The sequence below is a fragment of the Paenibacillus phoenicis genome, from assembly GCF_034718895.1.
Taxonomy (GTDB): domain Bacteria; phylum Bacillota; class Bacilli; order Paenibacillales; family Paenibacillaceae; genus Fontibacillus; species Fontibacillus phoenicis.
This window is the reverse complement of record NZ_JAYERP010000001.1, coordinates 1524641-1549918: the sequence shown is the minus strand read 5'-3', so window position 1 is coordinate 1549918 and position 25278 is coordinate 1524641. Positions and strand designations below refer to the sequence as shown.

Sequence of the window (25278 nt, the reverse complement as noted above, 5' to 3'; positions counted from 1 at the left end):
TGCCATGAATCAACTGAAGCTCTGGCTGGGCCAAAGCCAACTTGCCCAAGCTTTGTTATTTACACTGTTTGTCATTGTTACGGCGGCAAGCGTATATTTTTCGAATAAATCGGTAATCGCCTTTCTCCTCTTACTTGGCTCCTTGCTGCTGCTGTATTTGACGACCTTCCGAACCTCGATCAAATGGGCGGTTGGCGCGGCGCTGCTGCTGGTGGTCATTCCGTTTGCTACTTCCGGCGGCCCGGCCCATCAGTCGTATATGGAGGTGGCTACGCAGTGCGGCATTTACATCGCGATGGCGTTAGGGCTGAACATCGTCGTCGGATTCGCCGGACTGCTCGACCTTGGCTTTGTTGCGTTCTTCGCGGTTGGAGCTTATACGTACGCCATTTTTGCCACGCCGCAGGCCAACGAGTTTATCTCCGGCCAGCTGTTTCCGCTGCCTGGAGGCGCGTTCTGGATCTTCATCGTTCTTGGCGGCTTTATGGCTGCGTTGTTTGGGCTGCTGCTTGGTTTGCCGGTACTGCGGGTCAAGGGCGACTATCTGGCGATCGTTACGCTTGGGTTCGGGGAAATTATCCGGATTATTTTTAACAACTTGGATAAACCGGTGAATATTACGAACGGGGCGATGGGGTTGGCCTCGATTCAGCCGCCGAGCTTGTTTGGTCTATCCTTTACGTTTCCGAACCAGTTTTACTTTATCGTCCTTTTTATATTGGCGATCGTCATTTTCGGCGTGAAACGGTTGGAGCATTCCCGGCTGGGACGGGCTTGGAAGGCGATTCGGGAGAACGAGATCGCCGCACAATCGATGGGCATTCCGCTCATCCGCACCAAACTGACTGCTTTTGCGATTGGCGCTTCCTTTTCCGGCATGATGGGAGTGGTGTTTGCGGCGAAGCAAACGTTTATCGATCCGACGAGCTTTACGCTGCTTGAATCGATTACGATTCTGGTGATGGTGCTGCTGGGCGGCATGGGCAGCGTGCCTGGCGTCATACTCGGCGCGGCATTGGTTACAATTCTGAATTTACAGGTGCTGACGGAGCTCACCAACTGGTTAAACCAGTTGACACTGCAGGGAGTCATCCAGCTTCCCAGCTCGATTTCGCCTTCCAAGATGCAACGCCTGATCTTTGGTGTAATCCTGTTACTCGTCGCCATCTTCAGGCCAAACGGCTTGATCACCGCCAAGAACAAGAAGGTGGATGCCGAGCGGCTTAAGGCGCAGCGTTCCGGCAATACGTTATCCACTTTGCCGCCGGCCAATCAACAAAGCGGAGGTGTGAGCCAATGACGACGATTCTGAAGGTAAGCAAGCTCGTGAAGCGCTTTGGCGGACTGACGGCGGTTGGAGGCGTCGACTTTGCGTTTCCCCGCGGCAAAATTTCCGCTGTAATTGGCCCAAACGGCGCCGGGAAAACGACCTTTTTTAACATGATCACCGGCATTTATACCCCGGACGAAGGCGCGATTGAGTTGGATGGTGAGTCTATCGTTGGCGTCAAGCCCCATCAGGTCGTCAGTCTGGGAATCGCCCGGACGTTCCAAAATATCCGCCTGTTTGGCAGCATGACCGTGCTGGAAAATGTGATGGTTGGCATGCATACCCATCTGAAGACAGGAATCTTCGGTACGCTGCTCTCGCTGCCCCGAGCCAGACATGAGGAGGAACAGGTGCATCAAGAGGCTTACCGTTTGCTGGAGTTCGTCGGGCTGCAAGAGCTGCTGAACGAACAGGCGGCGAGCCTGCCGTACGGCGCGCAGCGGCGGCTCGAAATCGCCCGGGCGCTGGCGGCGAAGCCGAAAGTGCTGCTCCTGGACGAACCAGCCGCCGGGATGAACCCGCGCGAGACAACCGAGTTGATCAGCTTGATCCGGCGCATTCAGGAGGAAACGGGGATGACGATCATCCTGATCGAGCATGACATGAAGCTGGTGATGGAGTTATCCGAGCATATCCTGGTGCTTGATTACGGAACGAAAATCGCGGAAGGCGGGCCGGATCATATTCGTTCCCACCCTAAAGTGATTGAAGCTTATTTGGGCAAAAGCGCGGTTCAAGGCAGCGGCGAAACCGTCCGATTCGAGGTGATATCATGAGCTTGCTGGAGCTGAAAGAGGTTCACGCCTATTATGGAGCGATCGAAGCTTTAAAAGGCATATCCTTAACCGTAGAGGAAGGGGAGATCGTTTCGTTGATCGGCTCCAACGGAGCCGGTAAGTCCACGACGCTCAAGGCGATTTGCGGCCAGGTGAACACGACCGGCACCATCCGCTTTAACGGTACGGAGATGTCCAACTTACCCCCGCATCAAGCGGCGTTGGCGGGGATCGCACATGTGCCGGAAGGACGGCGGATCTTCCCGCGGTTGACGGTGAAGGAGAATCTGGAGATGGGCGCTTTTTCCGTGAGGGACAAGAAGGTGATCAAGCAGCGGATGGAGCGGGTGTTCGACCATTTCCCGCGCCTTAGGGAACGGATGGCGCAAACGGGCGGGACGATGAGCGGCGGGGAGCAGCAAATGCTGGCCATCGGCCGGGCCATGATGATGCAGCCAAAAATTCTGTTGTTGGACGAACCGTCGATGGGGCTTGCTCCGATTATCGTCGAGCAAATTTTCGAGATGATCCAGCAGTTAAACCGCGAGGGGATGACCGTGCTGCTCGTCGAGCAAAACGCTTTTCAAGCGCTGCAAATCGCGCACCGCGGCTATGTGATGCAAACCGGAGAAATCCTGATGGAGGACGAAGCCGATTTGTTGCTCTCCAATGAGCAGGTGAAGGAAGCTTATTTGGCTTAGCCCTGCTGCAGGTCGATCCCTATCGTTGTCCGGACACTTTTTGCACGATTATCCCATTGGATCAGGAGAATGTAAAACTGATTAGATAGAATAAGAGAGCGAAGAAACAGAGAGTACAGTCCCTCCTTATCAAAAGGGATAATCCTGCAAAGGAGCACGGAGAGTAAGTACCTTATGGCTAACGAAAAAATCCTTCCGAATTCAGATTAAACCACGTAGCCTAAACTACGTGGTTTTTGTTTTGCCGAATATTAATTTGCCGCATAATACCGGCTTTGCTCGTATGCTGCTGCCGTGCGGCGCGAATAGCAGTACCGCTCGCGGTACGTATCGAGGCGCCCGCGGAACTCGAGCTGGAGGTGCGGACAGCCGCAAAGATCGGACGGCGTTGTTAATCCCGCGGATTTCTCCAGAAGGTTGACGCCGGCTTCTTGGAATACCCGGCTGACGAACTGAGAACAGAAGAAAGAATTTTTTCCGCCAAGCTCCATATTTAAGATGATCCCTAAGAGTCCCAAGAAATTATAGGTGTAAAGCTCGTCGTTATCCTCGAAGGTTTTCACAAAATTTCGCATGCGCATGTAATTCTCCGCGCTAACCTTGCAGCTGTATACAGCGCAGGTTGCTTTCTCGAATACTCCGGAATGAATGTCCTCTCTGACGAAGCCGCCAAAGATAGGGATGAAAGGGTGTTTGCGCCCGAAGCTGTAAACCTCACGCAGCTCGGGATCAAATGCGATCGAGGCATGATTGTAAGGCGCTCTTGTATATAGGCCGATCATTTTGGCCACAAGTGTTGTCGGATTGCTTAGCAGGACATAAATTTTCTTCTCATTGTTCATCATTTCGACCACCATTTACTGTTGATGATAGTTCCATTGAATATTAACATGGTACTTGGATTATGGGAATCCCAAAACGGACCGAAGGCGGAAAACAAACTAGACTAAGGTCTTGGTTCCTTCTAGCCGCTCCGTGTGATCCGTAATTTACTTTTGCGGACCGATACGTTAAAATCGGGGGGAAATCAGGGCATGGAAGAGGATGGTCCATCGATGTATAAATTGATCTTAGCCGATGATGAAGAAGATGTGCGGGAAGGCCTATTAGGCCTAATCGATTGGGAAGGTCTCGGTTACGTCGTCCAAGAGACGGCGGAGAACGGCAAGGAAGCGGTTGAGCTCGTGGAGAAGCATGCGCCGGACGTTGTGGTGACGGATATTCAAATGCCGTTTATGAACGGATTGCAGCTCTCCGAGTGGATCCGTGAACGGTATCCGGCAACGAAGATCATCATATTAACCGGATACGAGGAATTTGAATATGCACAGAAGGCCATCCGACTGGGAATCGATGAATATGTTTTGAAACCGTTTTCGGCAGGAGAATTGGCCGAAATTTTACGTAAGGTGAAGCTGCAGCTCGACGAGGAAGTGGCTGCGAAGGAAAATGTGCAGCTGCTGACCGAGCACTACCGTAAAAATCTGCCGATCCTGCAAAGTCTATTTTTGTCTTCACTCGTATCCCGGCGGCTGCAAGAAGCGGAAATTCGTGAGAAATGTGAGCATTATGATCTAGACCTCAGCGGGGATCGATACATGGTTTCTGCGATCCGCATCGATTCCGCGCCAGCTTGGCGGGGATCAGACGGAAGCCACGAACCCGGTAACGGTACAGCGTTGTCTCTGAAAGATACGAATGACACCCAACTGCAGCTTTTTGCTGTCTTTAACATTGCGGAGGAAATCGTCCGGCTCCATCCGAAAGGCAGGGCATTCATCCATCATGACGAGGTGGTGGTGCTCAGCGTAGGGGAACCCGGTGCGGACAAACCGCTTGCGGATCAAACGCTGCAATTATTGGAAGAAATCCGTTTTAGCGTGGAGCGCTTCCTCAAGCTGACGGTGACGATTGGCGCCGGTTCTGAGGTGGGGCAATTAAGCGAGCTTGCCGGCTCCTATGAAGAGGCGGTGAAGGCACTCGATTACCGCGTCATTCTCGGGGGAAACAAAGTGATTTGGATTGAGGACGTGGAATCGCGGCAAACGGACCCGTTGTCGTTGGATGAGATGAAGGAGAAAGAGCTGGTCCGTTGCTTGAAGGTTGGCAGTGACCAGGAGCTGGTTAATCTTCTGGAGGAACTGTTCAAGGCATTAACGGACAGCAAAGCATCGTATCAAGACTTCCAATTGTATTTGCTGGAGTTGTTGACCGCAGTGATCAAGGTCGCCAAGGACATCCGTGTTGACCTCGACAAATTGTTTGGAGATGGGGCTGGATTTCTCGGACAGTTCGTCAAATTTTCGCATGCCGATGAAGCAAAAGCCTGGTTCCTGGATATATGCATGAAGCTGAAGCAATCCATCGCCACGGACCGGCAATCCAGCTACAACAAGCTGGTGGACGAGGCGAAGGAATATATTTTGGCGCATTACGGTGACCATGATATTTCCATCGCTAAGGTATGTCAGCATCTCCATATCAGTACCGGGTATTTCAGTAACATTTTCAAGAAAGAAACGAAGACGACCTTTGTCAATTACCTGATGGGCGTACGGATGGATGCCGCGCAGGACCTGCTGGCAACGACGGATCTGAAGGCTTTTGAGATCGCCGAGCGCGTGGGGTTTGCCGATCCGAACTATTTCAGCTTCTGCTTCCGCAAAAAATTCGGCATCTCCCCGAAAGAATATCGTATCGGAGCGAGAAGCTCATGAAGTTGTGGCGTTCGTTCACGCGTCTGTTTCAAGGGTTTCATGTTCGTAATATTCAGGTGCTTATTTCTCTATCTTCGATTACCGTTACCGTATTGGCGGTTGTATTAGTCACGACGTTGCTATACAACCGCTTCTCTAAGGTTGCGGAAGAGAACGTTTACTTAAGCCTGGAGCAAATTATTGAACAGGTTCATTCCAACCTGGAGCTGTATGTCAGCGGGATGCAGGATATTTTTGACCTCGTGGAGCAAAAAATCTCCGTTTCCCCCAACTTGCCCACCAACGATCAGCTTGGAGAACAGTTGCAGACCGTACTCAGTACTCGCGAAGATCTGGTCTCCATGGCGCTGTTTACCGAGGATGGGAAGCTGGTGCGCAACGTGCCGACGCTTCCGATGCGGCAAAACACACGGCTGCAGGAGCAATTATGGTTCGAATCTGCGGTTCAGAATCCCGGGAAGCTGCAATTTACTCCGCCGCATATTCAGAACCTGTTCAAATGGCAGTACCGCTGGGTCGTATCCATGAGCAAAACCGTGGACTACCGGGATCAAGGCCAGATGAAGCAAGGCGTATTGGTGATTGATATCAACTTCCGTACCATCGACGAACTTAGCGGGCGGATCAGCTTAGGCAAAAAAGGGTACGTGTACATCATAGACGCCGTGGGAAATATCGTATACCATCCGCAGCAACAGCTCATTTATGCCGGGTTGAAATATGAAAATCTGGAGCCGGTGCTGAATTATTCGTATGGCCGTTATTACGATGAGTTGGAAGGGGAGCCGCGGATCATTACAATTCAGACCGTAAAGCCAGCTGGCTGGAAAATCGTTGGGGTGGCTTATGCGGATGAATTTTTGACGACGAAACGGGAAGTTGGCGACTTTTTGTCCTGGTTTTTACCTCTGGCCATCGCCATCATTCTGTTCATCAGCATTTATGTTTCGGCCCGGATCTCGCAGCCGATTCGCAAGCTTGAACGCTCGGTTCAAATGGTGGAACGCGGAGACTTCGGAACAAATGTCTATGTTAGCGGCGCTTATGAGGTGGAGCAGCTGTCCAAACGGTTTAACTTGATGCTGCGCCGGATCCGCGAGCTGATGGATCAGATCATCCAGGAGCAGGAAGCCAAACGCAAGAGTGAGCTGGATGTGCTGCAGTCGCAAATCAACCCACATTTTCTCTATAACACGTTAAATTCGGTCACCCGGCTGGCCGAGCTGGGACGGAACGAGGAGGTCGTGACGACGATTACGTCCTTGTCGCGGTTTTTCCGGATCAGCTTGAGCAAGGGGAAACATATCATCAGCGTGCAGGACGAGTTGGAGCATGTGCGGCATTATTTGATCATTCAAACGATCCGGTTCAAGAACAAGTTCCGGTATGAGATACGGGCGGATGAAGCTGCGTTGAAATGCTCGACCTTAAAGCTGATCTTGCAGCCGCTTGTCGAAAATGCCATCCATCACGGGATCGAAAAATCGGCCGAGCAAGGATTCATTGACATCGAGGCCCGTTTGGAAGGAGAAAACCTGATCTTCCGGATCCGTGACAACGGCATCGGCATGTCTCCCGATACGGTGGAGAAGCTGTTCAGTGGAAACATCCGCAGCGAAAGCGGCTCAGGGGTGGGGGTACGAAACGTGCAGGAACGCATCACGCTCTATTACGGTCCTGGTTACGGGCTTCATTTCGAAAGTGAACCGGAGGAAGGCACGACGGTCACGATTACGATCCCGGCTGTACAGCCGGAAAGTCTGGAACAAGGCGGGATGCAGTCATGAAGCGGTTGCCGAAGTGCATCTATCGAGCTGGCATTCTGTTGATGGCAGGAGCGCTGATCACTTTGCTGTCCTCCTGCGGAGGTCCCGGGAGCGGGGCGGATCATCAGCAAATTTACGACGTGGACATGATCGTCAAGATGGATCGCGGCGATTATTGGAAAACGACCAAGCTGGGGGCGGAGGTCGCGGCCAAGGAGTTTAATGTCCGGTTGAATTTTGTCGCCCCGGAGAACGAAAACGATGTCGAAGGCCAAATTCGCCTGATGGAAGAGGCGATTGAGCGGCGTCCGGACGCCATCATCCTGGCGGCTTCCGACTATGAAGCGCTGGGGCAGGTGACGGACCGGACATCCTATTACGACATCCCGGTCATTTCAATGGATTCGGAGGTCGCTTCCACCAAGGTAAAGACGTTCGTGGGGACAAACAATTACGAGGCCGGCCAGAAAGCGGCCGAACGCTTGGTCGATCTCACCGGGCCTGTGAGCGAAATCGGGATTATTAATTTTGTGAAAGGCGCCCGTAACGCCAACCAGCGTGAGGAAGGCTTCCTTGATTACGTCGCACGCTTTCCCGATGTCCATGTCGTCGATATTCAGTATTGCGGGTCGGACGAGTATCTCGCCTACAAGCTGACGGCGGATATGCTGAAGCGGTTCCCGAATCTGAACGGCATCGTTTCACTAAGCGCCGAATCTTCGATTGGCGCAGGCCGGGCCGTCGACGAGCTTGGATACGGCGGCAAGGTGAAGATGATCGCCTTCGATAATCCGCCGGAGATGCTTGAACTCCTGCAGGAGGAAAAGGTGCAGGCGATGGTCGTACAGAACCCGTTCAACAACGGGTACATGGCGGTTGCTGCCGCTGTCCAGGCGGCCCGCGGCGAGAAGCTTGAGGATCGAATCCCAACGGATACGAAGCTGATCGACCTGAATAATATGCTGTGGCCTGAAAACCAGAAGCTTCTGTTTCCGTTCGTGAAATGAGTGAAGTGGACGGTTGGCGTAGCCAAGTTGTTCTAGAGTTGAAGCTGGGACGAGCAAACAGCAAGTGGTTACCGGGAATCCGGGGCGCTTGCTGTTTGATGTTTTTTTGCGACTATCGATATAAGGATTTAGATATTTAATTCGACATCATCAGAATTTTGATAGAAAAATCTTAGAATTTTGGATTCGCAAGGTGCCCGAAACCATGCATAATGAAAACGTATCCAAGAGGATATCACTTAGAAATACACTTTCAGGAGGTCAAAAAATATGAAGAAGCTTACAACGGTCATGCTGGCTGCAGCCATGCTGGGAGCGACGATGGTCGGATGCTCCAACAGCAGCGATAAAGAGAGCAGCGGAGGAAATGGGGGTTCTACTCCAAACGTAGGTGTGGCGATTTACAAATTTGACGATACGTTTATGACAGGCGTTCGTAACTCGATCGAGAAAAATGCTGACGGGATCGCGAAAGTGGATATCGTTGACAGCCAAAACTCCCAGCCTACGCAAAACGATAAAATCGACTTGTTCTTGACGAAGAAGACGAATGCGCTGATTGTTAACCCGGTTGACCGGACGGCAGCAGGCGTCATTATCGACAAAGCTAAAGCGAAGGACACACCGGTTGTATTCTTGAACCGCGAACCGTTGCCGGAAGATATGAAGAAATGGGATAAAGTTTACTACGTTGGTGCGAGAGCTGAAGAATCCGGTACACTGTCCGGTCAAATCATCGTGGACTACTGGAAAGCTCATCCGGAAGCAGATAAGAATGGTGACGGCGTGCTGCAATACGTTATGCTGAAGGGCGAACCTGGACACCAAGATGCTGAGCTGCGTACGCAATATTCGGTCCAAGCGATTGAAGATGCCGGCATTAAGGTCGAAAAAGTTGCTGAAGACACAGCCATGTGGGACCGCGTAAAAGGCCAAGAGAAAATGGCAGCCTTCCTGGCCGCAAATGGCGATAAAATTGAAGCCGTACTTGCGAACAACGATGACATGGCACTCGGCGCGATCGAAGCTCTGAAAGCTGCTGGTTACTTCACGGGTGACAAATACATGCCGGTTGTAGGCGTTGACGCAACGGCACCAGCCCTGCAAGCGCTTGAACAAGGTACATTGCTGGGTACGGTTCTGAACGATGCGGAGAACCAAGGGAAAGCAGCGGTTATCCTGGCTTCCTTGCTGGCCAAAGGCGAAGCGATCAGCAAAGACAACGTAGGTTTTGATATCACCGACAATCAATATGTGTGGATTCCATACCAAAAAGTAACGAAGGAAAACGCTGCTGAATTCAAATAAGAGTACGGCGAGCAGGTCAATCAGCAGGACTTCTCATATTCGCTAGAACAACATGGGAGGTTCGATGCCGAAAGGTACGGACCTCCTGTTTTTTCACAGGGGATAGGAACACAGGAGGAAACGATGCTGTGCCTCTAAAGCGGAAGAAATGATCAGGGGGCGAAAACCATGTCTGAATATATGCTCGAAATGAAGGGCATTACCAAGGAATTTCCCGGCGTTAAAGCGCTGGATGGCGTAACACTGCAGGTTCGACCGGGTACCGTTCATGCGCTGATGGGCGAGAATGGGGCCGGCAAATCCACGCTGATGAAATGTCTGTTCGGGATTTATAAGCCGGACAGCGGTGAAATTTATTTGAATGGTCAAAAAGCGGAAATCAACAATTCCAGCGATGCGCTGAAGCTTGGGGTCTCGATGATTCACCAAGAGCTCCATCCGGTACCTTTCCGCAATGTGATGGAAAATATCTGGCTCGGACGTTTCCCGATGAAAGGATGGGGACCCTTCCAATTCGTCGACCATAAGAAGATGTATCAGGATACGGAAGAGCTGTTTAAACAATTAGATATTGATTTGGATCCGGATACGATTGTCGGCAAGCTGTCCGTTTCCAAAATCCAGTCGATCGAGATCGCGAAGGCGGTATCGTTTAACTCGCGGATTATCGTGATGGACGAACCTACCTCTTCCTTGACAAGCGTAGAGGTTGAGCATCTATTCCGGATCATCAACGACTTGAAGAAGCGCGGGGTGTCGATCATCTATATCTCGCACAAGATGGAGGAGATTTTGCGGATCTCCGACGATGTAACGATCATGCGTGACGGCAAGAAGATTGGGACGTGGCCAGCGTCGGAGATGACGACCGACCTCATTATTTCCAAGATGGTTGGGCGCGATCTCACGCAGCGATTCCCGGATCGCCACAACAAGCCAAACGGCGTCATTATGAAGGTAGAGCATCTGACGTCCGTCGATCCAAAATCTTTTAAAGATGTATCGTTCGAATTGCGCAAAGGGGAGATCCTTGGCGTAGGCGGTCTGGTTGGGGCGCAGCGCACCGAGTTAATCGAAGCGTTGTTTGGCCTTCGTGAAATTCAGTCCGGCACCATCTCGATTCACGGCAAAGAGGTGAAGATCCGCAGCGCCAGTGAAGCCAAAAAATACGGATTGGCGCTATTGACGGAGGAACGCCGGACAACCGGTATTTTCCCGGTATTGTCTGTTCATGAAAATGCGGCCATTGCCAACATTGACCGTTATGTGACGCCTTTTGGCCTGCTGAATGAGCGGAAGAAAAAGGCTGAAGCCAATCAAATGGTTGAGAAGCTGCGGACGAAAACGCCGTCGCCTAAAACGCTGATCATGAACCTTTCAGGCGGGAATCAGCAAAAGGTGTTGCTGGCCCGTTGGTTGCTCACTAACCCGGAAATTTTACTGCTGGACGAACCGACGCGCGGGATCGACGTCGGGGCAAAATACGAAATTTATTCCATTATTGCGGATTTGGCACAGCAAGGCAAGAGCATCATCATGATTTCATCCGAGATGCCTGAACTGCTTGGGATGTCCGACCGTGTCATGGTAATGTCCGAAGGCCGTCTGACGGGAATATTGGATGGAGATAAGGCTACGGAAGAAGAAATTATGCGTCTGGCAGCCCAGCACTAAGGATTTGAAGGAGGAGAAAATCATGAATACAAAGAAAATTCAGAGCTTTGTGACCGAAAATGCCATTTATATCGTTTTGGCCGTGCTGCTTATCGGCATCGCCGCTTATGATCCAAGCTTTATCGGACTAAATACGTTTCGCGATATTTTGATCCAATCGTCCACCCGGGTTATCATCGCCCTTGGGGTTGCGTTTATCCTCATTACCGGCGGTACCGACTTGTCCGCGGGCCGGATGGTCGGATTGACGGCTGTCGTCTCTGCCTCCATGCTGCAAGAGGTCGGTTATGCCCGTCGCTTTTTCCCGAACCTGCCGGAGCTTCCGTTGTTTGTACCGATTTTGATCGCAATTGTTGTAGGTCTGATCTTTGGTCTGATCAACGGGATTATCGTATCCAAGTTTAAGGTTCCGCCGTTTATCGCTACACTGGGCACCATGGTTGCCATCTACGGGATCAACTCCCTATATTTCGATACGGAGCCGAACCAATCCCAGCCGATCGGCGGATTGCGCGACGACTTTACAACGTTAGGTTCAGGTTCATTGTTCAGTAACTGGAGCTTCTCGATTCCATATATCGTCATTATTGCGATTGTCGTTTGTGCGATCGTTTGGGTCATGTTCAATAAAACCCGGCTTGGCAAAAATATGTACGCCATCGGCGGCAACCAGCAAGCTGCGAAAGTATCGGGGATTAACGTCTCCAAAAACTTGATTATGATCTACTCGATCGCCGGGGCGCTTTACGGCTTGGCTGGTGTGCTGGAAGCAGCCAGAACCGGCGGTGCTACGAACAACTACGGGAACATGTACGAGCTTGATGCGATCGCAGCCTGCGTCGTGGGGGGCGTATCCACCACCGGCGGGATTGGTACGGTTCCAGGCATTATGGCTGGCGTGCTGATCTTTACGGTCATCAACTATGGCTTGACGTTCGTAGGCGTAGGTCCTTACTGGCAACAAATCATCAAAGGTGCAATCATCGTTGCTGCGGTAGCGTTCGATATGCGGAAATACGCAAGCAAGAAATAAGGTCATTTAGGGTTAAGTGAAGGGCGGCTTTTGTGCCGTCCTTTTTTCCATTTTTTACGCAAGCGGAAGCCGTCGAAATATGTTAAAATGTGACAAGAATCATAAGACAAGAATCGGCGATAGGAAATCGGCTGGGGGGAGCAAGCCATCATGAAGAAGTGGAGCAAAATCGGTTTGTCCGGGCTGCTGATTGCAGCCTTGGTTTTGGTTATGACGACGTGGCAAGGAGGAACTGGATTCGGTACGGATACTGCGTATGCCGCAGCTGCCGCCAGCAATTCCTCGAAGTCGCTTGCAGCGGTCTACCTGAAGATCCAGACACAGAACGCGTCCAAGGTAGTTGAACTCGTCAACCAGGAGCGTAAGAAAGCCGGTCTGAAGCCGCTGATCGTACATACCAATTTGACCAAAATGGCCAAAACCAAAGCCATCGACATGTTCAAAACCGCGTATTTCAGCCATACATCACCGAAATACGGCTCTCCCTTCGACATGATGGACGCGTTCAACATTACCTACATCTACGCAGGAGAGAACATCGGCAAAGGGCAACGCACCGCTGAGGAAGTGGTCAAGGATTGGATGGAGAGTCCCGGCCATAAGGCGAATATCCTCAACCCTAAATACAAGCTGATCGGCGTCGGGTATTATAATGGGTATTGGGTGCAGGAGTTTATTGGGAAATAGGAAGTTCCCTTCATCCTATTGCTGATCCACGAAAAAGGATAACGACCACGAGCCGCTCTTGTCCGCCGTTTGTCCATCGATGAGAGGGAAGGAAGACAAGCGGCTCCCAAATGCGGACGTAAACTCCCTTAGGTTCGTTATTCTTTTCTTCAAGCAATAGGACGCCGGAAATGTGGGCGGATGCAGGAAGAGCCCGGCTAGACAGCCGGGCTCTTTGATGTATTTTAGCGGAGTCTGGGGAGCGAAAAGTGTGTTTGAGCAGTCGGCTGACGGACCAACGTAGAGTGATTCAACGGGATAATGGAGTTTTAGCGGAACTGAGAGATGCTATTTGGCTCTAGGTGCATGATTGGGAATTCTAACGGAACGAGGAGACCTTATTCGGGTGAATTTGGCTCTATTGGGTCCATTTTGAGGTGAATAACGGCTTCCGGTTCCGTTAGAACGGGAAATGACCGGGAAATGTTTAAATAACGTCTCTACGTTCCGTTAGAGATCAGGTGCGGGAGAAACGAAGTGGTCGCCTTTGGGAGCGGATTTCTACAGTGTTGGAGTTTACTGAATCCAAGAAATCCGCGAGCAACAGCGATCGTAAGAACATTTCACCCGGCGGCCACCAAAGCTCTTTAAATCAATCTTTCATGCTCATCGTCTAATCTGAGATATTTTATTGAAACCTCCCGAACTTTGCAGCGTAAACATAAGCATAATCTGATATTTTAATCGGGAGGAAAAGCAAATGTCCATTTTCAAAAGATTACGCGATTTGACCATGTCTAATATCAACGCTTTGATCGACAAAGCGGAAGATCCGATCAAATTGACCGACCAATATATCCGGGATATGCAAGAAGATCTCGAAGATGCGGAGAAGGCGGTTGCCGCCCAAATCGCGATTGAGAAGAAGTTTAAAGGCTTGTATGAAGAGCAGCAAGCGTTGGTCGAGCGGCGTACCCAGCAGGCGCATCAGGCGGCTCAAGCGCAAAACGTTGACCTGGCTCGCCGCGCACTTGAAGAGAAGAAAGCCGCTGAGGCAAAAATGGCGGAATACAAGGCAAGCTACGAGCAAAACAAAGCCGCTGCCGACAATCTTCGGGCGAAGCTTGAGGAAATGCGCAAACAGCTGACGGAAATGAAGAATAAACGCGAAACGTTGGTTGCCAGATACAATGCAGCTAAAGCGCAAAATGAAATCAACAAGACGATGTCCGGGTTTAACTCCGATTCCGCGGCAAACGGCCTGAAGCGGATGGAAGAGAAGATGCTGCAAATGGAAGCCCAAGCCGAAGCCAGCAATGAGCTGAACTCTAAGGCTAAATCCTTGGATGAAGAGTTCGAAAGCCTGAACAAGGATTCTGCCGTGGAAGCAGAATTGGCCGAGATGATGAAGCTATATGAGGATAAAAAATAAGCGACTTGATTCTAAAGTGAGGCTAGACCAAATATGAGCGTATGGAAAAGACTCGGCAATTTGTTTGCCAAACCGGCGCCGCCTGTCGTAGAGAAGAGCATGCTATCGCTGGCCCCGGGCGATATCTGCGAGGTATCGCTCATTTCCTACGAGGTGACCGGCCGGGTCGGCAATCGCGGGCGTAACGCGGTTATGCTGACGCTGCAGGACGGCAGTCAGATCCGTTATCTGCTGGTCGAGGATCGTGAGACGCTGCAGTATCATCTCTATCAGCCGATTGACGGACGGCTGAACGATCCGACCGAGGTGCCGGGCCAGATGGATCTTGACGGAACGCTGTATTATTTGGAGGAAGAGTACGGCGGTTACGTATCTGTGGTTGGCAAGACGCCGTTCCTTCAAGGCGGGGAACAGCATGTGTGGCAGTACCAGTCAGACGACGGCAAGCTGCTGCGGATCGAATGGCAGAACGGGCGGTTTATGTTGTACGAAGGCGTTAAGGTGATTCCGGCCGACGTCAAAGTCATTCGAGCCAATTAAGGCGATAATCTTTAAGCAACTATTGTTCCAAAGCGCGATGAAGCCCGATGAAGCGCGAGAACGAGGCGATCCCCTCGATTCCCGCGCTTTTTTTCGCCGAAAGCACACAAAAAAATAACATCCCCCAAGCTGCCAATGCAGTGGAGGATGCTATAAATGGGTTATGCAGGGGTCGAACCTGCGACCTGCCGATTAAGAGTCGGCTGCTCTACCAGCTAAGCTAATAACCCTTAATGTAAGGTTCCTTAATGTGAAGGTTTCTTAAGGACAAGAACTATTATAACTCTACAGTTCTAAAAATGCTAGTCCTTTTTTCGAGAAAATTTGCATCTCTTTGCAAGAAGTTTTATGTTATTTACATAAGTTGGAGAGTTACTCATAGTTAGCGTAAATGAGGGACTGCGAGGAAACAGGAGGGGTTACATGAGCAGGACGTCCCGGATTTGGCGGTGGGCGGGATTGGCGTCACTGGTATCGACTTTAATTCTGCTCGCTGGATTCGTATATGCGGTGTCGGATATTGCCGATCCGTCGGCAGCCGCTGGCCATTCGACAGTTTCACCGTCCCAAACGGAACCCGCCGTGAAAGCGGGGGCCTGGGATGTGACGGCCATCGGGGATTCCTTGGCCAAAGGGACTGGGGACGATACAGGCAGCGGATTTGCCCGCCGGACGGTGGATCTCTTTAATAAAGAGGGCGCCACGTCTAAACTGGTCAATAACTTGGGAATTAACGGTCTGACAACGAAGGAACTGCTGCCGATGCTGGACGATCCGGGTGTGAAATATGCCCTGCAGCAGTCGGGGATTATCCTGTTGTCGATTGGGGGAAATGATCTGTTTGACGGCACGGAGGCGTTAACCTCGGGACAGCAAGTCCCAACCCAGACGGAAATCGAAGCGGCGATTGAGAAGAGCTCGGCGGATTTTGAAAAAATCGTAGCACAAATCAAGAAAATCAACGTGCAAGCGCTCCTCGTCTACGTGGGTTTATATAATCCGTTCAGCGATCTTGATGGGATGCGCGAAATCGGTAACGATGCGGTAGCGCGCTGGAACGCGATGGCGATGAAAACGCTTGGGGAATATGACGGCACCTTGGTCGTGCCAACCTATGACTTGTTTACGAATAACTCGTCCCGTTATTTGTCGAGCGACCATTTTCATCCGAACGGAGATGGCTACCAGGCGATTGCCGAACGGATGGTCCAAAGCATCGCGCGCTAATGACGGTTTAATGCTGGAGTCTAAATGAAGGAGTGAACGCCATGGCAGCACGGCAGCCGATCATCGCTAAGCAGCGTCAACCTGTCCTAAGGGTGCAGGGGCTCAAAAAGAAAATCGGACGTAAATGGATCGTGCATGAAGTGAATTTCGAGGTGTACGCCGGAGAGATCTTTGGGTTCCTTGGTCCCAACGGAGCCGGCAAAACAACCACGATCCGCATGCTCGTCGATTTAATTCGGCCAACCGAAGGCCAAGTACATATTTGCGGATACAATGTACAACGGGAACCGGAGCTGGCGCTCCGATGCGTTGGGTCCATCGTGGAAAATCCCGAGGTTTACAGCTATTTAACCGGGCGGGAGAATCTCGAGCATTTCGCCCGCATGATTTCGGGCATCGATGGGAAGCGGATTGAAGAAGTTGTGCAAATGGTTGGGCTAACGGGCCGGATCGACGACAAAGTGAAAACCTATTCGCTGGGCATGCGGCAGCGGTTGGGTATTGCCCAAGCGTTGTTGGGCCGGCCGAAGCTTCTGATTCTGGACGAACCTACAAACGGTCTGGATCCCAAGGGGATCAAAGAAATGCGCAGCTTCATCCGCCGGCTCGCGGAAGAAGGGATGGCCGTTTTTGTATCGAGCCACCTGCTCAGCGAAATTCAACTGCTGTGCGATCGAGTGGCGATTATCGGGCGCGGGCGTGTACTCGCCGTCGGCAAAGTCGATGAGCTGATCCAGGCGAATCGAAGTTATGTGGTCTGGGAATTGGAGCCCCGGGAGCCTGGCGAGCGGCTGCTGCGGTCGGCAAGCGGGGTCAACGTGGTAACCGAAGCCGGAAACGTCTTGGACGATACGATTATGGCGGGAATCCAGGGCCAGGCGATCGTAACTCAAATGCAGCCGGAATTGATCCCTGGCCTCGTACAGCGTCTGGTGCAGGAAGGGATCCGGGTAGAGGCCGTGCAGAAGGTGAATCCGACGCTCGAGCAGATGTTCCTGGAGATGACGGAAGGTGAAAGCATTGAATAACATTCTTCCTTTAGTAAAAAATGAAACGATCAAGATGATTAAAAAGAAACGCTTTTACGTCATCTTGCTCGTGTTGATCGTGCTGGTCCCGATGTTTGCATACGCCCAACTGCGACAAGCGGAGGACAAACGGGAGAAGTTCGGGACGGACTGGCGCCGGGAAGTGCAACAAGCGATCACAGACAATCAGAATTCCCTGGGCAGCGACCGGGTGCCGGAGGAATGGAAGAAATACCGTAAAATTTATATTCAGCAGTTGAAATATTATTTGGAGCATGACGTGAATCCCAGAGAACCGGGCGGCGTATCTTTTACTCGGGAGTTCTTGGATAACGCAGCTACGCTGTTCATTCCGCTGTTAATTATGGGCGTAGGATCGGATATTGTGTCTTCGGAACGGACGAGTGGAACGGTCAAAATGCTGCTTACTCGGCCGGTAAGGCGATGGAAAATCCTGCTAAGCAAGCTCATCACGCTGATGATGTTTGTGTCCTTGATCATTGTATCAACCTGTTTGATATGCTATTTAATTTCAGGGTTATTTTTTGGTTACCGCGGATGGGCGCTGCCGGTATTTACAGGATTCCAGCTGCGGGGGGCCGAAGTAGACATTTCGGGTGTGCATGCAGTGCCGCAATGGTTGTATATTTTCATGCAGGCCGGCCTGATCTGGTTTGTCAGCGTGGTGGTGGCCGCCTTGGCGTTTATGGTGTCGGTGCTGGTGCGCAGCACGTCGGCGAGCATTGTCATTATGATGGCGACGCTGATTGCCGGCAATATTTTGACGAATATGGCTTCCTCCTGGACCAGCGCCAAATATTTGTTTATGGTGAATCTCGGTTTAACGAATTATTTGGCGGGGACACCGGCTCCGATCGAGGGGATGACGCTGGGATTTTCGCTGGCTGTGCTGGCGATTTGGGGGGCTTGCGCCCTCGTCGTTTCATTCCTTGTCTTTACGAAACAAGATATTTTGAATTAAAATGGACAAAGGCACCAAAACATCTGTTCGACTACTACATACAGAGGTAGACTAAAGAATTAAAGGGGGAGCATGATGGCCGAACAAATCGATTTGTTCGAGGACGTACCCGGCACGAATGCCGATGGCCCGTCTTCGGGATACGACGCGGACGACATTCAAGTGCTCGAAGGGCTTGTCGCGGTACGCAAACGGCCAGGGATGTATATTGGCAGTACGAGCTCGTCGGGACTTCATCATCTGGTATGGGAGATCGTCGACAACGCGGTCGACGAGCATCTGGCGAAGTACTGCACGAAAATTGATATTACGCTGAACAAGGACGGATCTGTCACCGTACTCGATAACGGCCGGGGGATTCCAACCGGCATGCATAAAACCGGCATTCCGACGCCGCAGGTCGTTTATACGATCCTGCATGCAGGCGGCAAGTTTGGCGGAGCGGGTTACAAGAAATCCGGCGGCTTGCACGGCGTTGGTGCATCGGTAACGAACGCCTTGTCCGAGTGGCTCGAAGTGGAAATTTATCGAGACGGAAAAATCCACCGGATGCGCTTCGAATATTGGGTTGACGAGAAAGGCATTGAACACGTCGGTGAGCCGGTCACAGGGCTGGAGATTATCGGCAATACGAACAAGACCGGCACGAAGGTGACGTTTAAACCGGATATTCGCGTCTTCTCCGGCGGGATCGGATTAAACTACGATACGCTCGCGGAACGGTTGCAAGAGATCGCGTTTCTGAATTCGGGCCTGAAGGTGACCTTGAAGGATGAGCGGGCTGGCCGTTCTGACGAGTTTTTTTACGAGGGCGGAGCCAGCCAGTTCGTTGAGTTCCTCAATGACGGAAAGGACGTGCTGCATGATGTCATCCACTTCTATGCGGAGCGGGATGACATCGAAGTCGAAGTGGCGCTGCAATACAATGCAGGGTATACCGAAACGCTGGTGTCGTTCGTTAACTCCATCCCAACTCGGGGCGGGGGAACGCATGAAACCGGATTCAAGACAGCTTACACCCGCGTGATGAACGAATATGCCCGGAAGAACGGAATGCTCAAGGAAAAGGACAAAAACCTCGAGGGTAATGATTTGCGCGAGGGCATGATGGCCGTAATCAGCGTTAAGATGTCCGAGGTGGAGTTTGTAGGTCAAACGAAGGACCAACTCGGAAGCGCATCGGCGCGCAGCGCGGTGGAATCGGTAGTCGGCGAGAAAATGGCGGTGTTCCTGGAAGAGAACCCGCAGGTCGCCCAGACGCTGATCAAGAAGGCGATCCAAGCCTCCAAAGCGCGGGAAGCCGCTCGCAAAGCCCGCGACGAAATGCGTTCGGGCAAGAAGCGGAGCGAAAGCTCCAACCTTGGCGGCAAACTGACGCCGGCGCAATCGAAGGATTATACACGTACGGAGCTGTTTATCGTGGAAGGGGATTCCGCTGGCGGTTCGGCCAAGCAAGGGCGTGATTCGAAGCTTCAGGCGATTTTGCCGCTGAAAGGGAAGCCGATGAATCCGGAGAAGGCCAAGCTTGCGGATATTCTCAAAAACGACGAGTACCGGGCGATCATTTCGGCGATTGGCGCGGGCATCGGGCCGGAATTCGCCTTGGAGGACAGTAACTTTTCCAAGATCATCATCATGACTGACGCCGATACGGACGGTGCACACATTCAAGTGCTGCTCCTGACGTTCTTTTACCGTTATATGAAGCCGCTGATCGATGCAGGACGGGTCTATATCGCGCAGCCGCCGTTGTACAAGATTACCCGCCGTTCCGGCAAGCTGGAGACGGTGAGATATGCGTGGACCGACGAGCAGCTGCAAAACTATCTGAAGGAATTCGGCAAAAATTTCGAGCTGCAACGCTACAAAGGTTTGGGAGAAATGAATCCCGAACAGCTGTGGGAAACGACGATGAATCCGGAAACGCGGACCATGCTGCAGGTGCAGATCGAAGACGCCGCCAAAGCGGAGCGCCGCGTGTCTACGCTGATGGGGGACAAGGTCGATCCGCGCAAGCGATGGATCGTGGAAAACGTGGATTTCACGGAGTTTGAGGAATAGAAGGTGAATTGATGTGAGCATGCTGGAAAACTTTTTGCCGGCGTTCTTGGAAGAGGTTGTAGGCGACCGCTTTGGCCGGTATTCCAAATATATTATTCAGGACCGGGCGATCCCTGATATTCGCGACGGGTTGAAGCCGGTCCAACGCCGGATTTTGTATGCAATGTACGACTCCGGCAATACGCCGGACAAGCCGTACCGTAAATCGGCGAAGACGGTTGGGGACGTCATGGGGAACTACCATCCGCACGGGGACTCTTCGATCTACGAAGGGATGGTGCGGATGGCGCAGCCATGGAAGATGGGCCATGCGCTCATCGACGGTCACGGCAACTGGGGTTCGCAGGACGATGACCCGGCAGCGGCGATGCGGTATACCGAAGCGCGCCTGTCGGCGATCGCGATGGAGCTATTGCGAGATATTGAGAAACGGACCGTGCCGTTCAAGGACAACTTCGACAACACGGCGAAGGAACCTGTCGTATTGCCGGCGCGGTTCCCAAACCTGCTGGTCAACGGGGCTAGCGGGATCTCCGCAGGGTTTGCAACGGAAATTCCGCCGCATAATCTGCGCGAGGTGATCGATGCCTGCATCGCCTTGATGGAGAAGCCGGAAATGACGCTGGAGGAAATTCGGTTGTTCGTCAAGGGACCGGATTTTCCGACGGGCGGAATTATCATGGGCGAGGAAGGCATTCGGGAAGCTTATGAGACCGGCAAAGGCCGGATTTATTTGCGCTCCAAAACGGAAATCGAAACGCTCCGCGGCGGTAAGCAGCAGATTGTCATCACCGAAATTCCTTATCAGGTGGTGAAGTCGCGCTTGGTTACGGCGATGGAAAACATCCGTCTGGAGAAAAAAGTGGAGGGCATCGCCGAAGTGCGGGACGAAAGCGGCCGGAACGGACTGCGCATCGTCGTCGAGTTGAAGAAGGATGCGGATGCACAGGGGATTTTGGCGTATTTGCTGAAAAAAACCGACCTGCAAGTCACTTACAACTTCAACATGGTGGCGATCGTCAACAAGGCGCCGCGTCAGCTGGGGCTCAAAGCGATGCTCGAAGCCTACATTGCCCACCAGCGCGAGGTTGTGACCTACCGGACGCAATATGAGCTGGAGAAGTTGGAGGACCGTGCTCACGTATTGGAAGGCTTGGTCAAGGCGCTTAACATTTTGGATGAGGTTATCGCGGCGATCAAAGCTTCCAAGAACCGTCAAGATGCGCAAAACAACCTGCAATGGATGTTCGGGTTTACCGAACGGCAGGCGGATGCGATTTTGACCCTGCAGCTGTACCGTTTGACCAATCTGGAAATTACGACGCTGCAAAAAGAGCTGGAGGACATCCAGAAGAAAATCACCGTGTTGCGCGGCATCTTGGAAAGCGATAAGAAGCTGATCGCATTGATCAAGAAAGAGCTGATCGAGATCCGCGATAAATATGGGATCGACCGCCGCTCGCACATTCAGGACGAGGTCGAGGAGCTCAAGGTCAACCTCGAAGTGTTGGTTGCCCAAGAGGATGTGCTGGTCACGATTTCCCGTGAGGGATACATCAAGCGCACCAGCATGCTGTCGTTTACTCGATCCGGCGGGGAGCGGGATGGCTCCGGGGTCAAGGAAGGCGACTACATTAAGTATCTGCTAGAGGTAGATACGCTGCAGAACCTGTTGATCTTTACGCAGCGGGGCCAATACTTCCTCTTGCCGGTGCACCAGATTCCAGAGTTCAAATGGAAGGATAACGGGACGGCGATCGTCAACGTGATCCCGCTCGCCAAGGAAGATCGCATTGTCAGCGTCATTCCGGTGAAAAGCTTCGATGAGAATCCGGAGCTCAGTTTGGTCTTCGTGACGAAGAACGGTCAGGTGAAGCGGACGGAGCTGAAAGAATACGAGAAGAAGCGCTCCGGCGCGGTAGCTGCCTGCAAGGTTGGCGACGGCGATGAAGTGCTGAGTGTCACCGTCAGCCGGAACAACCAAGAGATCCTGCTGCTAACGAAGCAGGGGATGGCGATTCGGTTCGCCGAAGACGAAGTGAACCCGATGGGACGGGTATCGGCAGGGGTACGCGGAATCAACCTGAAGGACGATGACGAAGTTGTTTCCGCGCTCTGGGTCGAAGGCGAGGAAGGCGAAGTGCTCGTCGTGTCCGACTTGGCTTACGCTAAGCGCAGCCTGCTGCTGGATTATCCGGTTCAAAGCCGGGGCGGCAAAGGCGTTCAGACGTTTGAATTTAAGGAAGGCAAGCGGGTCAAACCGAACGGCAGCCGCTTGGTCGGCGGCGTTCACTGCAAGGAGCCGGTGCTGCTGCAGGCGGTCACGAAGGAAGGGCAGATGCACACCTTCAGCTCGGAGGATGCTCCGATAGCGGACCGGAAGTCGATCGGGAAAGCGATGATGTCCGTGGACAAAAACGACGAGATCGTGGATCTCTTCGTCAAAGAATAAGCGATAATCTCCGGGGAAGGGCTTGAAACTTTCCCGGAGTTTTTTTTAGGATCTACATCAATCCGTGGTGAAGGGATGGAATATACGATGGCGGCACAAGCAAAAACGCAAAGGACCTGCCCGAAGGGGCATACCTACTACAAAAGCAGTGATTGTCCGACTTGTCCCATCTGTGAACAGGAGCGTGAACCGGCAGCGGACTTTCTGACGCGGTTATCTGCACCGGCTAGACGGGCCTTGGAAGCGAATGGCGTAACGACTTTGGAGAAGCTGGCTGAGCTGAGTGAACAAGAGGTGCTGCGATTTCATGGCATGGGGCCAGCTTCCATACCTAAGCTTAAAGAGGCTTTGCGATCGAAAGGATTAACGTTTAGGAGCTGAGACGGGGGCTTGAGTGTCTTCCTCGGTTAAATGACGGATAAACGCTTGGAGCGTAGGGTCCATAAACGTGCTCCTTCGGTAGACCAACCCGACGTTTTTGTGCGGTACGGGCTCTGCCAACGGGATGAAGGTGATTCCGCTGCGGCGATTCGTGCTGGTCAACGTCCGGGCATAGGAGCCGGGGAGAACCGTTCCCCCAACGTGGTGGATGACCATCTGTACCTGCGATTCAATCGTCGACAGCTCCATGACCGGCCGGATCTCGATCCCCTGTTCAGCGCAAGCTGTATCAAGCAGCTGGCGAACGTAAAACTTCGGCGGAAATAACACAAGCGGCAGCTGCGCGACCTGCTCCAGCGTCACTTCCGGCAGCTCCGCATACGCGTGCTGGCTGGAGACAACCAGCACCAGCGCCTCGTCGAACAGTGGGCGGCTGACGATGTGCTCGTCCTGGAGCGGCAGAAACACGACGCCGAGATCCAGCTGGTTGGCGAGCAGTCCGGCTCTTGTCTCCTCAGTAGCAAGCTCAAGTACCGTCAGCTCGATCCCGGGGTACTGGCGATGGAAAGAGATCAGCTTATCTTCCAGCAGGTGGTTGCCGGAGCAGCCGATACGGAGCTGTCCGCGCTGGACGCCGGTGAGCTGGCCAATTTCCAATTTAGCCTGTTCCACCTCATAGATCACTCGGCGGGCGTGCTCCAACAGGATTGAACCCGCTTGAGTCAGATGGTTTTTTTTGCCAATCCGTTGAATGAGGGCCGTCCCAAGCTCTTGCTCCAGCAAGCGAATTTGGTGGCTGAGCGTCGGCTGCGTAATTCCCAGTCTTTCCGCGGCTTTGGTGAAATGCAAATCCTCGCCGACTGCGATGAAATATTCCAATAGACGATGCTCCATAGCGGATGATTCTCCCCGATACATAGATATTGTCAATGATTATAATTGAAACGATATTATTGATCAATGAAGAAAGAATCGGTATAGTGAAAGACAGAGAATTCATTGCTTCGTCAGTTCGTTAATCCGATATGGGAAAAGAGGAAATTTAACATGGGAAATTGGTCCATCACATTAACTACGGCTAAAAAAACGAAGCCGGCTGCCGATCAGCTGGGCTTTGGCAAATATTTTACCGATCATATGCTACTTATGGATTATTCGGCAGATCAAGGCTGGCACGATCCGCGAATCGTGCCGTACGGACCGATTTCGCTGGATCCATCGGCGATGGTGTTCCATTACGGGCAAGAGGTGTTTGAGGGGATGAAGGCGTACCGGACACCGCAGGGAGAGCTGGTATTGTTCCGGCCCGATATGAATTTGCGCCGCTTGAACCATTCGTGCGCACGCATTGGGATTCCCCAAGTTGATCCGCAGGAAGTGCTGGAGGGCATCTGCCGTCTGCTCGCCCTGGAGGAGGAGTGGATGCCGGAAGGCGAAGGCAATTCCTTGTATATCCGCCCCTTTATTATCGCTACCGAAGCAGGGCTTGGCGTGCGGGCTGCGGAGGAGTATCGGTTGATCGTCATTTTGTCGCCGGTTGGGGCTTATTATCCGGAAGGCATCCATCCGGTGCGCATTTACGTGGAGGATCGGTACGTCCGGGCGGTTCGCGGCGGTACAGGCGAAGCGAAAACCTCCGGGAACTATGCCGCAGGGATCAAAGCGCAGGAGGACGTCAAACCGCTTGGCTACTCCCAGGTGCTATGGCTTGACGGCATCGAAAAACGGTATATCGAAGAAGTGGGCAGCATGAATGTGTTCTTCAAAATTGGCGGGGAAGTTGTGACACCGGAACTGAATGGCAGCATCCTGGCTGGCGTCACGCGGGACTCAGTCATTCAGCTGCTTAGGGCGTGGGGAGTTCCCGTCAAGGAACGCCGGATCTCGATCGAAGAACTGTTTGAGGCTCATAAGGAAGGTCGGCTTGAAGAAGCGTTTGGCACTGGAACTGCGGCGGTCATTTCCCCGATCGGCAGCATGACGTGGGAAGGTCATGACATGGAGATTGCCGGAGGCCAGACCGGAGAATTGTCGGCCAAACTGTACGACACGCTGACAGGAATCCAACGCGGGGAACGGGAGGATACGTTCGGCTGGCGGTATCCTGTCCGATAAAACAACCAGTGCGGTGCCCCCTCTGCCGCAAACCACCGGATAATTGCTTCAAGGCAGCAGGAATTTGCGAAGGAAGCAGCGA

Annotated in this window: 21 protein-coding genes and 1 tRNA gene; 19 read left to right on the top strand and 3 right to left on the bottom strand. The window is 52.4% G+C overall.

Annotation, left to right across the window (positions count from 1 at the left end; genetic code table 11):
- Nucleotides 1-4: 4 nt before the first annotated feature.
- Genes U9M73_RS07275 through U9M73_RS07265 form a run of 3 tightly spaced genes read left to right on the top strand, consistent with a single transcriptional unit; the run spans nucleotide 5 to nucleotide 2807 of the window.
- A complete protein-coding gene (locus tag U9M73_RS07275; RefSeq protein ID WP_323076667.1) occupies nucleotides 5-1300 on the top strand; it encodes a branched-chain amino acid ABC transporter permease in 1296 nt (431 codons plus the stop codon).
- A complete protein-coding gene (locus U9M73_RS07270; RefSeq protein WP_009225939.1) occupies nucleotides 1297-2106 on the top strand; it encodes an ABC transporter ATP-binding protein in 810 nt (269 codons plus the stop codon). Before U9M73_RS07275 ends, U9M73_RS07270 begins: the two co-directional genes overlap by 4 nt.
- On the top strand, nucleotides 2103-2807 hold the full coding sequence (locus tag U9M73_RS07265) for an ABC transporter ATP-binding protein (RefSeq protein WP_260070749.1): 705 nt from the start codon (nucleotides 2103-2105) through the stop codon (nucleotides 2805-2807). The genes U9M73_RS07270 and U9M73_RS07265 overlap by 4 nt, the downstream gene beginning before the upstream one ends.
- 251 nt (nucleotides 2808-3058) lie before the next feature.
- Here the strand turns inward: U9M73_RS07265 and U9M73_RS07260 are convergent, their stop codons facing one another.
- Nucleotides 3059-3649: a C40 family peptidase gene (locus U9M73_RS07260; RefSeq protein WP_036645887.1), complete on the bottom strand. Its 591-nt coding sequence runs from the start codon at nucleotides 3647-3649 to the stop codon at nucleotides 3059-3061.
- Nucleotides 3650-3862: 213 nt separating this feature from the next.
- Between U9M73_RS07260 and U9M73_RS07255 the strand changes: the two genes are divergently transcribed.
- The 9 genes from U9M73_RS07255 (at nucleotide 3863) to U9M73_RS07215 (ending at nucleotide 14950) form a co-directional block, all read left to right on the top strand.
- Nucleotides 3863-5524 carry a response regulator gene (locus U9M73_RS07255; protein WP_323076662.1) on the top strand — a complete coding sequence of 554 codons (1662 nt, stop codon included), beginning with the start codon at nucleotides 3863-3865 and terminating at the stop codon, nucleotides 5522-5524.
- Nucleotides 5521-7311 carry a sensor histidine kinase gene (locus U9M73_RS07250; RefSeq protein ID WP_009225943.1) on the top strand — a complete coding sequence of 597 codons (1791 nt, stop codon included), beginning with the start codon at nucleotides 5521-5523 and terminating at the stop codon, nucleotides 7309-7311. Before U9M73_RS07255 ends, U9M73_RS07250 begins: the two co-directional genes overlap by 4 nt.
- Nucleotides 7308-8297, top strand: coding sequence for a substrate-binding domain-containing protein (locus U9M73_RS07245; protein WP_009225944.1), 990 nt, complete (start codon nucleotides 7308-7310; stop codon nucleotides 8295-8297). The genes U9M73_RS07250 and U9M73_RS07245 overlap by 4 nt, the downstream gene beginning before the upstream one ends.
- A 270-nt stretch (nucleotides 8298-8567) precedes the next feature.
- Nucleotides 8568-9605 (top strand): galactose ABC transporter substrate-binding protein, encoded by a 1038-nt coding sequence (locus U9M73_RS07240; RefSeq protein ID WP_009225945.1) that lies wholly within the window; start codon nucleotides 8568-8570, stop codon nucleotides 9603-9605.
- A gap of 168 nt (nucleotides 9606-9773) precedes the next feature.
- Nucleotides 9774-11279, top strand: a complete 1506-nt coding sequence (locus U9M73_RS07235) for a sugar ABC transporter ATP-binding protein (protein WP_009225946.1) — start codon at nucleotides 9774-9776, stop codon at nucleotides 11277-11279.
- 22 nt (nucleotides 11280-11301) lie between these two features.
- Nucleotides 11302-12312: a galactose/methyl galactoside ABC transporter permease MglC gene (mglC, locus tag U9M73_RS07230; protein WP_323076661.1), complete on the top strand. Its 1011-nt coding sequence runs from the start codon at nucleotides 11302-11304 to the stop codon at nucleotides 12310-12312.
- A 150-nt stretch (nucleotides 12313-12462) separates the two neighbouring features.
- A complete protein-coding gene (locus U9M73_RS07225) occupies nucleotides 12463-12999 on the top strand; it encodes a CAP domain-containing protein (RefSeq protein ID WP_009225948.1) in 537 nt (178 codons plus the stop codon).
- A 739-nt stretch (nucleotides 13000-13738) separates the two neighbouring features.
- Nucleotides 13739-14410, top strand: coding sequence for a PspA/IM30 family protein (locus U9M73_RS07220; protein WP_323076659.1), 672 nt, complete (start codon nucleotides 13739-13741; stop codon nucleotides 14408-14410).
- Nucleotides 14411-14443: 33 nt separating this feature from the next.
- Nucleotides 14444-14950, top strand: coding sequence for a DUF4178 domain-containing protein (locus U9M73_RS07215; RefSeq protein WP_009225950.1), 507 nt, complete (start codon nucleotides 14444-14446; stop codon nucleotides 14948-14950).
- A gap of 157 nt (nucleotides 14951-15107) precedes the next feature.
- On the opposite strand, the gene U9M73_RS07210 is transcribed toward U9M73_RS07215, so the two are convergent.
- Nucleotides 15108-15180 (bottom strand) — tRNA-Lys (locus U9M73_RS07210).
- 193 nt (nucleotides 15181-15373) lie between these two features.
- Between U9M73_RS07210 and U9M73_RS07205 the strand changes: the two genes are divergently transcribed.
- The 6 genes from U9M73_RS07205 (at nucleotide 15374) to U9M73_RS07180 (ending at nucleotide 23081) form a co-directional block, all read left to right on the top strand.
- Entirely contained in the window at nucleotides 15374-16177 is an 804-nt protein-coding gene (locus U9M73_RS07205; protein ID WP_009225951.1) for a GDSL-type esterase/lipase family protein, read from the top strand.
- Nucleotides 16178-16218: 41 nt separating this feature from the next.
- Nucleotides 16219-17205, top strand: coding sequence for an ABC transporter ATP-binding protein (locus U9M73_RS07200; RefSeq protein ID WP_323076656.1), 987 nt, complete (start codon nucleotides 16219-16221; stop codon nucleotides 17203-17205).
- Complete coding sequence (locus U9M73_RS07195; RefSeq protein WP_036645926.1) at nucleotides 17198-18187, top strand: ABC transporter permease; 990 nt, start codon at nucleotides 17198-17200, stop codon at nucleotides 18185-18187. The genes U9M73_RS07200 and U9M73_RS07195 overlap by 8 nt, the downstream gene beginning before the upstream one ends.
- Before the next feature lie 75 nt (nucleotides 18188-18262).
- On the top strand, nucleotides 18263-20248 hold the full coding sequence (parE, locus tag U9M73_RS07190; RefSeq protein ID WP_009225954.1) for a DNA topoisomerase IV subunit B: 1986 nt from the start codon (nucleotides 18263-18265) through the stop codon (nucleotides 20246-20248).
- A 13-nt stretch (nucleotides 20249-20261) separates the two neighbouring features.
- A complete protein-coding gene (gene parC / locus U9M73_RS07185) occupies nucleotides 20262-22700 on the top strand; it encodes a DNA topoisomerase IV subunit A (RefSeq protein WP_260070756.1) in 2439 nt (812 codons plus the stop codon).
- Nucleotides 22701-22787: 87 nt separating this feature from the next.
- The gene (locus tag U9M73_RS07180; RefSeq protein WP_260070757.1) at nucleotides 22788-23081 is read left to right on the top strand and encodes an RNA polymerase alpha subunit C-terminal domain-containing protein; all 294 of its coding nucleotides are present in this window, start codon (nucleotides 22788-22790) and stop codon (nucleotides 23079-23081) included.
- Here U9M73_RS07180 and U9M73_RS07175 read toward each other — a convergent pair.
- On the bottom strand, nucleotides 23064-23975 hold the full coding sequence (locus U9M73_RS07175) for a LysR substrate-binding domain-containing protein (protein WP_323076654.1): 912 nt from the start codon (nucleotides 23973-23975) through the stop codon (nucleotides 23064-23066). The two genes, U9M73_RS07180 and U9M73_RS07175, sit on opposite strands and share 18 nt — an antisense overlap.
- A 153-nt stretch (nucleotides 23976-24128) precedes the next feature.
- On the opposite strand from U9M73_RS07175, the gene U9M73_RS07170 reads away from it, so the two are divergent.
- Nucleotides 24129-25196 carry a branched-chain amino acid aminotransferase gene (locus U9M73_RS07170; protein WP_036645895.1) on the top strand — a complete coding sequence of 356 codons (1068 nt, stop codon included), beginning with the start codon at nucleotides 24129-24131 and terminating at the stop codon, nucleotides 25194-25196.
- The last annotated feature ends 82 nt before the right edge of the window (nucleotides 25197-25278 follow it).